We start from the raw sequence: 14,626 nt of genomic DNA, 5'->3' as shown, positions 1-14,626 counted from the left end.
TGACAGAAGTTATAACCGTTTTATTTTGGCAAATACGGCTTCCTTTGGTAAACTTTTAGCAGTAGAGTGTGGAGAAAGGGGAAAGGGCCATGCAGCCTTTATTACATATTGATGCACTAACCGGTGGGTATACACATAAAAATGTGTTGAAAGATGTGTCATTTCACGTTAACGCAGGCGAAATTGTCGGATTGATCGGCTTGAATGGAGCCGGAAAAAGTACAACAATAAAACATATTATTGGTTTGATGCAGCCAAAAGGAGGCAGTATTCGAATTAACGGAAGTAATTTTGCTGAATCACCAGAAACATACCGAAGCAATTTTTCCTATATTCCGGAGATGCCGGTCCTTTACGATGAGCTGACGCTATATGATCATCTTCGCCTTACTGCACAAGCATATGATGTATCAAAAGAGGATTTTGACAAGCGGCTGCCGCCTTTGCTGAAAGAATTTCGCCTGGAGAAAAAGTTAAAAATGTTTCCCGTTCATTTTTCAAAAGGGATGCGCCAAAAAGTGATGATTATGTGCACGTTCCTTGTAGAACCTGATCTTTATATAGTGGATGAACCATTCGTTGGTCTGGATCCGCTTGGTATTCAATCGTATTTACAGCTAATGAATCAAGCAAAGGAGAATGGAGCAGGTGTATTAATGTCTACTCATATACTTGCTACTGCGGAGCGCTATTGCGACCGAATTGTTATTTTGCATGATGGGAAGCTGCGCGCAGCTGGTACGATGGACGAGCTTCGTCATGAATTTCATATGCAAAATGCTACACTGGACGATTTGTATGTGCAGCTGACAAAGGAAGAAGACAGCCATGTTTAATGCGGAGATCTTTTTCAAACAGCGGCTTTCAGATCATATGAAGGAACTGAACCGCTATCTGCGTTATATTTTTAATCAGCACTTAGCCATTGCCATGCTTTTCATCATTTCTGGACTGGCATATTATTACCAGCAATGGCTGGAGACAATATCTCCGGACTTTCCTGCGGCGTTGCTAATTGGTGCTGTGTTCGGCCTGCTTGTCAGCTACAGTCCAGTGCGGACACTGCTAAAGGAAGCAGACTTAATTTTCTTGCTTCCGCTCGAACCAAAAATGCATCGTTATTTTCGATTAACGATTGGGTATAGTTTCTTTACGCAGCTTTATTTACTGCTTTTAGCAGCTGCGGCACTTGCACCGTTGTTTTTTGCAGCCAATTTAGGAGATAACTTTACTTCTTATTTGCTTGTTTTCGTTGTTATGCTGATCTTCAAAATTTGGAATTTGTATATGAATTGGTGGATGCTGAAGATACGCAATGTAAATTACAGAAGGCTGGAGCAAACACTCCGGGTTATTCTCAATGTGGGCTGCTTTTGGCTGCTCGTACGCGGCGATTTAGTCGCGGCAGGTATCTTAACTGTTTTATTGGTGGCTCTTCTGTTTACCGTCTATAGCGTCAGTCGCAAGCAAGGCGGTTTGGCATGGGATTTGCTCATTGAGAAGGACCAAGCCCGCATGCAGGCGTTTTACCGCATCGCAAATCAGTTTGCTGATGTACCGCATTTGAAAACAAAAGTACATAAGCGACAAGCGATTGTGAATCTGTTTATAAGTAGGGTTCCATTTGATCAGCGGCATACGTATGATTATTTGTTCCGCGTAACTTTTGTCAGAGGCGGGGACTACTTCGGTCTCTTTTTGCGGCTGACGATTCTTGCTGGCGTGATTATTTACTTTATACCGAATCTTTGGGTTCAGCTGGCATTTGCAATTTTGTTCCTTTATTTAACGGGTTTTCAGCTTGTTGGTATGTGGAAGCATCATCGGACAATTGCATGGATGGATCTTTACCCTGTACAAGATGATACACGAAAACGTGCGCTTTTATCTCTTTTGCAGATACTGGGGATTATGCAAGCAGTCCTATTGAGCCTTGTCTTCTTGCTGCATGCAGATGTTATTGGTTTTGGCTTAGCGTTAGCTGCCGGAATCATTTTCACGATTGGATTTGTGCGTTTGTACGTATCCAAACGGCTAAAATAGGAGGGATGGAAGATGCAGGGCGATCATTACAAAGAAAGAAAACGGAAGGAAGCATTGTTCTACTACAACTCTTTGCAGCGCCGTGGCGGCAGGTTTCAACGCATGTCCAAGGGGACGCAGGATATCATTACAGATAGAATTCCCAAGGCTGTTCACAGCACGATTACGACAGCTGTCCGGCAAATGATCGAACTGAGCCTGACGTCTTCTAAATATATTCTTCCTATAAAGGTGGAGGAAAGCTGGAGTTTTGAAGAAAGAGAAAAAGAAGTGCGAAAAGTAATCAATCGCTATAAAACGACTGCAAGAATTGAAGGAGCAGGCACAGGTGCCGGCGGTGTGATTCTTGGAATGGCGGATTTCCCCCTTCTGCTGAGTATTAAAATGAAATGTCTATTTGAAATAGGCAGGATTTACGGATTTGATGTTACGGCATTCAGTGAACGTGTGTTTTTATTGCAGATTTTCAGTGCCACTTTTTCCAGTGGAGAAACAAGAATACATCTCTGGGAAGAGATTCGTAATTGGAATCAAGTAACAGGTGCAATTGATGATGTGAACTGGCGGGTCCTGCAGCAGGAATATCGTGATCACATCGACTTGGTAAAAATGATACAGCTTTTGCCAGGTGTCGGCGCTTTTGTTGGTGCCATTATCAATGGCAAATTTCTCGAACAATTGGGAACTGCAGCGATGAATGCTTATCGAATCCGCATGTTAACTTAAAAAAGATCAGCGTGAAAGCATCACGCTGATCTTTTTTTATTGATAAGCAATATAGGTGCTAAGCAGTGTTTTCGCTGCAACAATCATCGCGCGCTCATCAAAATCAAACTTTGGATGATGGTGTGGATAATAATGATCTTCTTTCATAGCGCCAGTGAAGAAGAACGCTCCTGGCTTGTTTTGCAGATAGTAAGCGAAATCTTCTCCGGTCATTGTCGGCAGTACACTATTTGCGTGCTTCACTTCTGTTACCTGCTCAGCAGCTTTCAGCACCAGTTGTGCTTCAGCTGGGTGGTTGATTACTGGTGGATAACCTTCAATATATTCATACGAGTAGCCGGCATCGTTGGCTGTTGTGATGCCTTGGAGCACTTTCTCAATTTCCGCTTTGATCTGCTCTTGTACAGCTGTATCAAATGTACGAACTGTTCCTGTCAGTTTGGCTGTTCCGGCAACCACGTTAAATGCAGCGCCTGCTTCAAATGTTCCAACTGTTACAACAGCGGTGCTTAGAGGGTCCAACCGACGGCTGACAATTTGCTGAAGGGCAGTCACAACTTGGGAGCCGATTAAAACGGCGTCTTTTGTTTGGTGCGGTTGAGCACCATGGCCGCCCTTCCCGATAATTTCGATTTCAAAGCGGTCGGCACCAGCCATAAACGCTTCATCAGCAGTTTCAATGGTGCCAAGCGGGGTATTAGACCAGAGATGGGTGCCAAACACTGCGTCCACATTATCAAGGATACCAGTATCAATAATTGGTTTGGCTCCGCCTGGTGCATATTCCTCGGCATGCTGATGGACAAATACAAGTGTACCTGGTAATTCATCTTGCAGCGCTTTGGCTGCCTTCGCAATACCGAGCAAGGTTGCAGTATGGCCATCGTGACCGCAAGCGTGCATCACATTTGCTACAGTCGATTTATAGGAAACATCATTTTCTTCCTGAATTGGCAAGGCATCAAAGTCGGCACGCAAGGCAATTTTTTTTCCGGGTTTTCCGCCTTGCAGCGTAGCAACGACGCCATTTCCTCCAACGTTCTTTTGGTAAGGAATGCCGAGTTCCTCATATGTATTGGCAATATATGCTGCTGTCTTTTCTTCTTTAAAGGACAGCTCCGGATGCTTGTGCAGGTATCTTCTTGTCGCAACCATATCTTCATACAGTTCATCAATCTTACTAAATAATTTCGTTAACATCATAACCCGCCTCCTAGTATGAAATAAATCCAGTATAGCATATCTCCAAAAGCTAATAATTACTTTATTCAGAAAACAAGCTGCGAAAAAAGGCTAGTAATCGGTATTCAATTCATAAAAAAGTCCAAACCGTCCTAAAATGGATGGTTTGGACTATAGCTGAAACGCAAATGCTTCAGCTTTTCTATTGCTTAGGATAAACGAGAGTCATTTAAAAGGCGGTTCAGCTCATCACGATGATTTGTTTCATCGGAGATAAGATCTTCCAGCTTAGTAACAAGCTCGGTCATGTTAAGCTCCTCGGCCTGCTGTTTCCGTTGTTCGTAACGGTCAATAGTAGCTTGTTCCGCGTCACGTGCTTCTGTAAGCATTTTGGTAACATCTGTATGGTACGGTACGTCCGCTGGAGAAGTAGTAGGTGTGCCGCCAAGTGTTACAATCTTATCTGCCAAATACTTCGCGTGTCCGATTTCATCAGTAATTTCATCCTCGAAGAATGGTTTCAAGACGGTGCGGTATAAGCCGGAAACAGCTGCACCGTACGTTGTATACATGATGGAGGCGGCATATTCATTCGCTAAGTCTACGTTCAAGCCGTCAATCAGTTCCTGTAATTGAGAGTCATCTTTGATTTTTCTAATATTGTCTGCCATGTTTATCATCCTTTCTGATTGGCTATCTATTTTGTATATTCCCCTTTGATTTGTTTTCTAAACAATACGCATAGTACAATGCTGGATGAGGTGAAATAATGGAGCTTCCGCACAGAAAAAGATATATACTGCTATTTACTATTTCAATTATACTGGCATTTCTATTAATGATGGATGTCAGATTGCACGCAGAACCTTTACTTGACCAATGGACATCTGCTTATCCTGCATCTTTGGAAGGAACATTTTGGTATGACTTATTCCGCTGGATAACAGAGCTTGGCTCCAGTACGGTTTTAAGTGTATTGGCTTTTGTATTCGGTCTGTTTCTAGCTGTGAAAAGAAAAGATCTAATCGGAGCAGGTATTGTGTTTACAGCAACAGCTCTCGGTTATCAATTCAATTTTCTTATAAAAGGAGTGGTGCAGAGAGAAAGACCGTTGATATTAGCAATCGTTGATGGAGAGGGATTTAGTTTTCCATCTGGTCACTCGATGGTATCTTTTATTACATACGGTATCATCGTCTACTTTCTCTGGAAGCACCTGAAGAAAAAGCTGCGTCTTACTATTGCTGTCTTGGCTGGTTTTCTTGTGTTGTTAATCGGTATAAGCCGCTATGTTTTACGCGTTCATTACTTAACGGATATTTTGGGCGGCTATTCGTTCGGATTAATCTTCCTGATTATTTGGATTCTGCTGTATAAGTGGCTTCGGCATAAATATGGAAGAGAGAAAGTACGCTCGTATTAATTTTGTACCTAAAACCGGACTGCATGCGATTATGCAGTCCGGTTTTTTTATAGAACAACTTATTTGCTTATGCTTCATTGTCGATATGATACGTTGTAACGTAAGCAGGACCACCGCTGAATGGAGGTCTTTTCGGCTGATCAGTATCTTTTTTATGCGCATGCTGGAATGCTTCTGATTGCTTCCAGTCTTCAAAATGCTGCATTGATTCCCAAGCTGTCAAAACAAGGTATGTATTGCCGGATTGCGGCCTTAGGACGCGTAGTGCGTGAAAGCCTGGGCTCTGGTCAATTTTACCTGCTCGGCGCTTGAACATATCCTCAAATATTGGCCTTCCTTCGTCGGTTACCGGAATATTATTAATTGCAATATATCCTTGATCAGGAACGTCACCTGTTCCAATTACTAGTTCATACGTGCGCGGGGAAGTAAAGCTTGCAGCATTTGGCTCCTCTGTGTATGCAAGTGCACCTTCAGCACCTTCAAAAACCCATACCTTAGCTGTTTCCTGTGCTTTTAGCTTGCGAAGAAATTCAGTTGTACCATTGGTGAAATATGCGACCATTCTATTCATCCTCCCGGTAGTATGTTAGAGTCAGTTTAGCAATTGTTGCCATTCAAAAGCAAGCAGTGTCCTGCCTTTGAATGGAATGATGGGTAAATGGCATAAATTGTCGTATAATAAAGCTATAGAATGACATGGGGGATACGTAAGAGGTGAAGGAAACATATGAAACGATCAGAACATAAATTGCGAATGCGTATGCGCCGGAAGACGTTTTATCTTTTCGGAGCTGGTATTGTGCTGGCACTTGTTACCGCTGCCTATATCCTGCTCTTTTTCGGGGGAAGACTCGTTATTGATAAAGATGATTTAACGTTAAAAGCTGCTTCGACAGTCGAGAATCAAGACGGAGAAGTAATCGCGGAATTTTATGAAGAAAACCGGGAGCCGGTGAAGTTTGATAAGATTTCGGAGCATGTGAAGAATGCATTTGTCTCAATAGAAGACGCCCGTTTTTACGAACATCACGGCATTGACCTCCGGGCAACTGCCCGAGCATTGTACCGGGATATCATTGCAATGAGCAAAGTAGAAGGCGGAAGCACAATCACACAGCAGACAGCGAAGAATCTGTTCTTTAAAAATGACAAGACGTTCACGCGAAAAGCGAAGGAAGCAATGGCTGCTGTTTATTTAGAGCGTCATTACACAAAGAAGCACATTCTTGAATATTATTTGAATGAAATTTATTTTGCGCACGGTTTGTATGGCATTGAGTCGGCTGCCAATTATTATTTCAATAAAAGTGCCAGTGATTTGACGCTTTCGGAGAGTGCGATGCTTGCTGCCCTCTCAAAAGCACCAAATACTTACTCGCCGAACAACAATCCGGATTTAGCGAAGGAAAGACGGAATTTGGTTCTAGAAGAGATGGAGGAACATGGTTATATTACGACCGAAGAGAAAGAAGCTGCCCAAGCAGAAGATCTAGGCGTAACAGAGCCGGAAGAAGAAGAGGAACGTCCGTGGATTGAGAGTTATATTGATTTGGTTGCAGAGGAAGCGGAAGAAAAATATGATCTTTCCTTGGAAGAATTGCGCACAGGCGGATATCGAATTGTCGTAAATGTGGATGAAGATATTCAGCGCACCGCGTACAAAACGATGCAGGACGATACGTATTTTAATGGCTCATCAGAAGGTATCCAAGGGGCGTTCGTCATGCTCGACCAAAAGTCAGGTAAGATTATAGCAGCCGCTGGAGCACGTAAGTTTGAATATGGTGACTTAAACCGAGTTACGGTACAGCGGCAGCCAGGATCTGTTATGAAACCTTTAGCTGTCTATGGACCAGCGCTGGAGACAGGAGAGTATAACCCATACAGCGAACTGCCGGATGAGAAGAAGTCGTATGATGATGGCAAATACAGCGTATCGAATTATAACGATGAGTATGAGGGCGACATTACGATGTACGAAGCACTGCAGGAGTCGAAAAATACGACGGCAGTTTGGCTGCTTGACCAAATTGGTATAAAGACAAGCAAGTCATATCTGGAAAAAATGAAAATTGAGCTGCCAGAGGACAAAGGTCTTTCCATTGCCTTGGGTGGTTTAAAGGTAGGACTAACGCCGCTTCAGATTGCAGAAGGTTTCCGTACATTTGCACATGAAGGACAATGGATTGAAGCGCAGTCTATTAATGCCATCTATGATCGAAATGGAGAGGCTGCTTACAATGCGGAACCGCAGACTGAACAAGTATTCTCGGAACAAACTGCTTGGGATATGACGCGTATGCTGCAAGGAGTCATCACAGGCGGAACCGGAACTGCCGGCACTTATTATGGTGCCTTGGCTGGTAAAACGGGTACAACACAGCACGGTTCAGTAGAGGGTAAGGATAAGGACGCCTGGTTTGCTGGTTACACACCGGAGTACGTGGCAGTCAGCTGGATCGGCTATGATAATTCCTCAGAAGATAACTATCTGGAAAGCGGCAGCTCAAAACCGACTGCACTGACGAAATCAATTTTGCGCCAGGTATCACAGTATCGAACGATGTCATCTAGCTTTGAAAAACCGGAAAATGCTGAGGATATTGGCGGACCGGTAGAGCTGCCGACGATTACGGATGCTTCCATCGATTATGGTTTTGGCGGTCTGCGTATTGTCAATGCTGATCTGACGTGGACGGCAAGTGATGACGAACGGATTGTGTATCATATTTATGAAGAAACCGATGACGGTGCGGAAAAAATAGGGGAAGTACAAGGCAAAGGAACGTATACAGTAGATAAAGTCAGCTTGCTGAAAGATACTTCTTATTATGTAGTGCCTTTCAATCCGCTGACAGATGAAAGCGGCACAGAATCCAACCATACAGTCCTTTCTGGTTTTGGATTCTGACGAATTTCACGACTCTGACACAATTCGTCAAAAAATAGGGTTTTTATGAGTTAATCGCTATACAAATGCTCTTAAAATTTCGTATAGTTGGAAACGGATAATGAGGAGACAAAGGAGAACGATTATGTCTAAGATCAAAAATGATACGATACTGCGTGCTTTCCGTGGAGAAGCGACGGATTACACGCCTGTATGGTATATGCGTCAAGCAGGTAGATCGCAGAAAGAATACCGGGAATTAAAAGAGAAATATTCCTTGTTCGAAATTACGCATCAGCCTGAGCTTGCAGCGTATGTGACAAGATTGCCAGTCGAACAATATAATGTCGATGCAGCAATTCTGTATAAGGATATTATGACACCATTGCCAGGCATCGGCGTGGATGTAGATATTAAGTCGGGTATTGGTCCAGTCATTGCCAACCCGGTTCGTAATCTACAGGATATAGAAAAACTCGGAAGCTTAGACCCGAATCGAGATATCCCTTACATTTTAGAAACAATCAAACTGCTGACAGAAGAACAGCTGGAAGTACCGTTAATTGGATTCTCTGGTGCGCCGTTCACGCTTGCGAGTTATATGATCGAAGGGGGACCATCTAAAAACTATCATAAGACAAAATCGCTTATGTATAGTGACCCGGCAGCATGGTTCGCTTTAATGGATAAACTCGCGGAAGTTTCTATTACGTATGCGAAAGCTCAAGTGAATGCTGGCGCTTCTGCCATTCAGATTTTTGATTCATGGGTTGGCGCATTAAATGCTGCCGATTACCGCACATTTATTAAGCCGACAATGGAACATATTTTCCAATCACTTCGTGAATTGAATGTGCCGCTTATCTTGTTTGGCGTAGGTGCAAGTCATCAAATTATGGAATGGAACGATCTGCCGGTAGATGTTATTGGACTGGATTGGAGACTTTCCATTAAGGAAGCAAGAGACAAAGGTATTACGAAAACATTGCAAGGCAATCTAGATCCAGCTTTCCTCACAAGCGATTGGAAGGTGCTGGAGGAACGGACGAAGGACATCTTGGACCAAGGCCGTCAAGCTGGTCCCCATGTATTCAACCTTGGGCATGGCGTGACGCCGGAAATAAGCCCAAGTGTCCTGAAGCAGCTGACAGCCTTCATTCATTCATATTCTGCAAAACAAAACTCAATTCTATAACCAGAGGTGTAAGACATGGCAAAGAAAACAGTTGGTTTACTTGTAATGGCGTACGGTACGCCATATAAAGAAGAAGATATTGAACGTTATTATACAGATATTCGGCATGGACGTAAGCCGACACCGGAAATGCTGGAGGACTTAACTAGCCGCTATAAAGCTATCGGCGGTATTTCCCCGCTTGCACGTATTACAGAAGAGCAAGCGCAAGCTTTAGAGACAGCTTTGAACAAATACCAGGATGTTATTGAATTCAAAGCCTATCTTGGCTTGAAGCATATTGAGCCTTTCATTGAGGAAGGCGTAGCAAAAATGGCGGCCGATGGTATTACAGAAGCTATCTCTATCGTTTTGGCACCGCATTACAGTACATTCAGTGTAAAATCTTACAATGAACGTGCCCATAAAGCAGCAAAAGAAGCTGGCAACTTACAGATTACGTCTGTAGAAAGCTGGTATGACGAACCAGGTTTCATCAAATACTGGTCTGATAATATTGCGGAGATTTTTGATGGTATGGATAAAGATGAGCGTGACAAAGCAGCATTAATTGTCTCTGCACACAGCCTTCCGGAAAAAATCCTGCAAAATGGTGACCCATACCCTGATCAGCTGAAACGTACTGCTGATTTAATTCAAGAACAAACTGGTATTAAGAATGTGGAGCTTGGCTGGCAAAGTGAGGGTAATACACCAGATCCTTGGCTTGGACCAGATGTACAAGACCTTACACGCGAACTTTACGAGAAAAAAGGGTACCGTTCCTTCGTATATGCGCCAGTTGGCTTTATTACGGACCATTTAGAAGTGCTTTATGATAATGACTATGAATGTAAGGTCGTATGTGACGAACTAGGTGCAAAATACTATCGTCCTGCTATGCCAAACACAGACCAGCTATTCATCAATACATTAGCGAAGGTGGTATTGGAACAGCAGGCAAGAGTTGAGCGTCATGGGTGATAAAAAACAAATAGCAATCGTTGGGGGCGGCATAACCGGCCTGACGACCGCCTATTACTTGCAGAAACAGATTCGTGCCTATCGTCTTGATTATGAAGTGAAGCTTTTTGAAGCATCCAGCCGTCTTGGCGGGAAGATTGATACGTTAAAAAAAGACGGATATACAATTGAGCGGGGACCAGACTCCTTTTTAGCACGTAAAGAATCTGCGTCTCGCCTGATCTATGATATTGGTATGGAAAATGATCTTGTCCGCAACAATACGGGACAATCTTATATTCTTGCTGGGAAAAAACTGCACAAAATGCCTAAACGTGCTTTCATGGGTGTTCCGACCGACTTGAAACCATACTACCAATCGCGTCTGTTGTCCACGAAAGGAAAGGCGCGCATTAGTGTTGAACCGATGCTGCCTAAGGGTAAAAAGATGCAGGATCAATCCATGGGATTATTCTTCCGCCGCCGTTTCGGTGACGAACTAGTTGTAAACGTGCTGGAGCCGCTATTATCTGGTGTTTATGCTGGTGATATTGATGAACTGAGCATAATGGCTACATATCCAAAGTTTTATGAGTTGGAGCAGCAGTATGGCAGTGTCGTCAAAGGGCTGCAGGCAACGATGCCGAAGCCGCCGAAACAGAAAAAAGACGTTAAACCTCCAGGTGCATTCCTTTCATTAAAGAATGGTTTGCAGTCGTTGGTAGAAGGTTTGGAAGCGCAGCTTGAACCAGACACTGTCCAGCTGGAAACAAGTGTTGACCATATTGAACGCAAAGCGGACCATTATCACTTGCTGCTAGGCAATGGGGAAGTCTTCCGAGCTGATGCTGCTGTGCTCGCTTCACCTTTCTTTGCTGTTCAGCGTATGCTGAGCCAGTATGACTTCATGGATCAGCTAAAAGAAATGAAAGCAACTTCTGTTGCGACAGTTGCAATGACATTTGATGCCTCTGCAATTAAAAAAGACATCGATGGAACAGGATTTGTTATCTCACGTAATAGCAAATATCGCATCACCGCTTGTACCTGGACACATAAAAAGTGGGAAGGCACAACGCCAGAGGGTAAGGTGATGCTGCGCTGCTACGTTGGCAGACCAGATGATAGTGGTGTAGTGGATTTATCTGATGATGAGATTGTTCAGATTGCTTTAAAAGATTTGAATAAAATCATGAAAATAAAAAGCAAGCCGCTTTTTTCTGTCGTCAGCCGCTGGAAACAAGCGATGCCGCAATACGTTGTCGGCCATTTGCAGCGCGTTGCAGACGTACGGGCAAACATGGCGATTCATACTCCGGGTGTCTTCCTGGCAGGCGGTTCTTACGACGGAATCGGTATTCCGGATTGTATCGACAGCGGGGAACAAGCGGTGCAAAATGTACTTGCTTACTTACGTAATAAAAGCTTCTCCTAAGGGAGGAGCTTTTTTAATACGTAAAATACAGCCGAGGTTCTATTGCATTCGTAATCAAGTGCTGCATCGATCGAGCTGCTAATTGCTTACAGCATATCCTCGAGTGAATTTTTGGTGACCTTAAGCAATGAACTTTATGAGTTCTTTTTAGTGCACAAAAATAACCTCTTTGTACAAAGAGGCATCACATATTATCTTAAGAACTGTGCGAGTAAGGCTCGTTTTTATTGTGGGTCCAAGTATCTAGCGGCTGTTTTTGTTCTCCCTCTTTGTTTACAGCATCCGTGAAGAGTGCTCGAATAAATCGATTGTACTCACTCCGCGGCGCAATTATTTTTTTGGATGCGGAACACTGCTGATGTTTTTTTTCTTCTTCATGCCATGCATCAATTGCGTCTTGATAGGTCTTACCAGCATTTGTTCGAAAATATTGCTGAATATAAGTAGAGAAATGAAAATGCGGTCCAATCTCCTGTTTAAAGAATGTGCGTACAGCTTGGCTGCAGCGATGATCTTCTGTAATGATAGTGGAGCGGCTGAGTGGTTGATTGGATCGTTTTTTATTTCGAAGTCTTTTTTTAGCAGGTTGTTTCTCTGTCATGCGATTTCGTAAAAAATGCTCAATTCTTGCACTAATCTCCATTTTAGAACCGGAAACAGGCAAGTCATTTTCACGGCAGAATTGTATAAGTTCTTCTTTCAGCCAGTAATAATCCAAAAAAGCATCTGCATCTGTTGTGCGTGTCAATTCTGGTCTCATCAGTTATCCCCCGTCAACTGTTTTTATGCTCTCTTTTTGTTATATTATGTCATATATGTAGCTTGCAGACTAGTCTTGACAAACAATTTCTCAGTCAATGAGCAGGTTTAGTTAGGTAACAATCGGTAAATGGTAATAACAGAAGGAGAGGTGCACAACTATGAAATTGACAGTGATTGGCTTTTGGGGCGCATACCCCGGCTGGGAAAGTGCCAGCTCTTGTTATTTAGTAGAAAAGGATGGTTATGCGTTATTGCTTGATTGCGGCAGCGGCGCTTTATCGCGGATGCCAGGGTTTATAGATCCGAAAAAATTGGATGCCGTAGTCTTAAGTCATTACCATCCCGATCATGTGGCGGATATAGGAGCGCTGCAGCATGTATGGCAGGTGCAGAATAGCTTGAAGGGAACAGAGGACGTACTGCCAATTTATGCGCATGAAGAGAATGAGACAGGCTTTAAGAGCTTAACTCATAAATTTACTGAAGGTATAGCCTACAAACCGGATGAAATTCTCAGCGTTGGTCCTTTTGCGATTAGCTTTATGAAAACGAAGCATCCAGTACCATGCTATGGGATGCGTATATCAGATGGTGATTCGGATATAGTCTATACAGCTGATTCCAGTTATTTGGACGAATGGGCAGCATTCAGCAAAGGAGCAGATCTTCTTATTACCGATTGCAACTTCTATCAAGATCAGGATGGGGAAGCAGCCGGTCATATGAATAGTCTCCAAGTCGGCGGTATTGCTGAACAAGCTGGTGTGAAAACATTGTTTCTAAGTCATCTGCCGCATTTTGGAGAGCATCGTCAGCTATTAGAGGAAGCAAGCAGTGTTTTTAGCGGCAAAGTGAATCTCGCATATGAAGGATTGACATGGGAAGGGTAACCTTCCCTTTTTCTCTGAATTGCTATCGGGCTTCGGATTCGGTAGAATATTACTAGGATAAACATTTATTGACACTGGGGGTTTTTATTTTGCGTTTTATTGATAATGAAGGGATTAACGATCCGAGGATTAACCTCGCTATCGAAGAATACGTTTTAAAAAATTTCGGACAAGACGATACTTATTTGCTTTTCTACATAAATGAGCCATCCATCATCATTGGCCGGAACCAAAATACAATTGAAGAGATTAATACCAAATATGTAGACGATAATGGTATTCATGTGGTGCGCCGCTTATCCGGAGGCGGAGCCGTGTACCATGACCTGGGAAATTTGAACTTCAGCTTTATCACACAAGATGACGGCAACAGCTTCCAAGACTTTGCTAAGTTTACAAAACCGGTGACAGATGCCTTGAATAAGCTTGGTGTACCGGCAGAGTTAAAAGGACGAAATGATTTGCTTGTAGGCGAAAGAAAAATCTCAGGCAACGCACAATTCTCTACAAGAGGCTTGATGTTCAGCCACGGTACATTGATGTATGATTCAGAGATTGAACATGTTGTTTCAGCGCTGAAGGTGAAAAAAGAAAAAATCGAATCGAAGGGAATCAAATCGATTCGCAGCCGTGTAGCGAATATCTCTGAATTCATGGATCATAAACTTCCGATGGACGAGTTCAGGGATATGCTGCTTCGTTATATCTTCAACGTTGAAGATACGAAAGACGTACCGCGTTACAAGCTGACAGAAGAAGATTGGAAAGCTATCCACAAACTTAGCGAAGAACGATACCAGCAATGGGAGTGGAACTACGGCAAATCACCTAGCTTCAATATCCAGCAAACACACAAGTTCCCGGCAGGAAATGTCGACGTTCGTTTAGATGTGAAAAAAGGGATGATTGAGCAAATCCGTATTTTTGGTGACTATTTCGGTGTTGGAGAAGTTAGCGAACTTGAGGAAAAACTGCAAGGTGTTCGCTATGAACGAGCTGCTATTCAGCAAGCACTGGCGGATGTGAATGTAAGCCATTATCTTGGCAAGATTGAAAAAGATGATTTCATTGATTTGATGTATTGATTAGCATAGAGACGACCTGCGGGCCGTCTCTTTTTTTCTAGGAGGAATGT

The 14,626-nt window shown here is 43.2% G+C and carries 14 protein-coding genes; 10 read left to right on the top strand and 4 right to left on the bottom strand.

Features of this window, described 5'->3' with window-relative positions; genetic code table 11:
- Positions 1-89 precede the first annotated feature (89 nt).
- From CRO17_RS11470 to CRO17_RS11460, 3 genes are read left to right on the top strand one after another with little or no spacing between them, the layout of a single operon-like run.
- Positions 90-836, top strand: a complete 747-nt coding sequence (locus CRO17_RS11470) for an ABC transporter ATP-binding protein (protein WP_097042352.1) — start codon at positions 90-92, stop codon at positions 834-836.
- On the top strand, positions 829-2,043 hold the full coding sequence (locus CRO17_RS11465) for an ABC transporter permease (RefSeq protein ID WP_097042350.1): 1,215 nt from the start codon (positions 829-831) through the stop codon (positions 2,041-2,043). The genes CRO17_RS11470 and CRO17_RS11465 overlap by 8 nt, the downstream gene beginning before the upstream one ends.
- 12 nt (positions 2,044-2,055) lie before the next feature.
- Complete coding sequence (locus CRO17_RS11460; protein ID WP_097042348.1) at positions 2,056-2,769, top strand: EcsC family protein; 714 nt, start codon at positions 2,056-2,058, stop codon at positions 2,767-2,769.
- Positions 2,770-2,805: 36 nt separating this feature from the next.
- On the opposite strand, the gene CRO17_RS11455 is transcribed toward CRO17_RS11460, so the two are convergent.
- Positions 2,806-3,969 carry a M20 metallopeptidase family protein gene (locus CRO17_RS11455; protein WP_097042347.1) on the bottom strand — a complete coding sequence of 388 codons (1,164 nt, stop codon included), beginning with the start codon at positions 3,967-3,969 and terminating at the stop codon, positions 2,806-2,808.
- A gap of 191 nt (positions 3,970-4,160) precedes the next feature.
- Positions 4,161-4,622, bottom strand: a complete 462-nt coding sequence (locus CRO17_RS11450; protein ID WP_097042345.1) for a ferritin-like domain-containing protein — start codon at positions 4,620-4,622, stop codon at positions 4,161-4,163.
- A gap of 98 nt (positions 4,623-4,720) precedes the next feature.
- Between CRO17_RS11450 and CRO17_RS11445 the strand changes: the two genes are divergently transcribed.
- The gene (locus CRO17_RS11445) at positions 4,721-5,374 is read left to right on the top strand and encodes a phosphatase PAP2 family protein (RefSeq protein WP_097042343.1); all 654 of its coding nucleotides are present in this window, start codon (positions 4,721-4,723) and stop codon (positions 5,372-5,374) included.
- Between the two features lie 67 nt (positions 5,375-5,441).
- Here CRO17_RS11445 and CRO17_RS11440 read toward each other — a convergent pair whose 3' ends face one another.
- Positions 5,442-5,939 (bottom strand): antibiotic biosynthesis monooxygenase family protein, encoded by a 498-nt coding sequence (locus CRO17_RS11440; protein ID WP_179636997.1) that lies wholly within the window; start codon positions 5,937-5,939, stop codon positions 5,442-5,444.
- 165 nt (positions 5,940-6,104) lie between these two features.
- Between CRO17_RS11440 and CRO17_RS11435 the strand changes: the two genes are divergently transcribed.
- From CRO17_RS11435 to hemY, 4 genes are all read left to right on the top strand, one after another.
- On the top strand, positions 6,105-8,288 hold the full coding sequence (locus CRO17_RS11435; protein WP_097042339.1) for a transglycosylase domain-containing protein: 2,184 nt from the start codon (positions 6,105-6,107) through the stop codon (positions 8,286-8,288).
- 124 nt (positions 8,289-8,412) lie between these two features.
- Positions 8,413-9,462 (top strand): uroporphyrinogen decarboxylase, encoded by a 1,050-nt coding sequence (gene hemE / locus CRO17_RS11430; RefSeq protein WP_097042337.1) that lies wholly within the window; start codon positions 8,413-8,415, stop codon positions 9,460-9,462.
- Positions 9,463-9,477: 15 nt separating this feature from the next.
- Positions 9,478-10,425, top strand: a complete 948-nt coding sequence (gene hemH, locus CRO17_RS11425) for a ferrochelatase (RefSeq protein ID WP_097042335.1) — start codon at positions 9,478-9,480, stop codon at positions 10,423-10,425.
- Positions 10,418-11,839, top strand: coding sequence for a protoporphyrinogen oxidase (gene hemY, locus CRO17_RS11420; RefSeq protein ID WP_097042333.1), 1,422 nt, complete (start codon positions 10,418-10,420; stop codon positions 11,837-11,839). Before hemH ends, hemY begins: the two co-directional genes overlap by 8 nt.
- 196 nt (positions 11,840-12,035) lie before the next feature.
- On the opposite strand, the gene CRO17_RS11415 is transcribed toward hemY, so the two are convergent.
- Entirely contained in the window at positions 12,036-12,599 is a 564-nt protein-coding gene (locus CRO17_RS11415; protein WP_097042332.1) for a DUF6434 domain-containing protein, read from the bottom strand.
- Positions 12,600-12,759: 160 nt separating this feature from the next.
- Here CRO17_RS11415 and CRO17_RS11410 point away from each other — a divergent pair, with 160 nt between their 5' ends.
- Together CRO17_RS11410 and lplA are read left to right on the top strand one after the other, a co-directional pair.
- Positions 12,760-13,491, top strand: coding sequence for an MBL fold metallo-hydrolase (locus tag CRO17_RS11410; RefSeq protein WP_097042330.1), 732 nt, complete (start codon positions 12,760-12,762; stop codon positions 13,489-13,491).
- A gap of 89 nt (positions 13,492-13,580) precedes the next feature.
- Entirely contained in the window at positions 13,581-14,576 is a 996-nt protein-coding gene (gene lplA, locus CRO17_RS11405; protein WP_097042327.1) for a lipoate--protein ligase, read from the top strand.
- Positions 14,577-14,626 lie beyond the last annotated feature (50 nt).

The sequence above is a fragment of the Terribacillus aidingensis genome (genome assembly GCF_900215625.1).
In the GTDB taxonomy this organism is placed as follows: Bacteria; Bacillota; Bacilli; order Bacillales; family Amphibacillaceae; genus Terribacillus; species Terribacillus aidingensis.
This window is presented reverse-complemented; position numbering and strand designations above follow the sequence as displayed.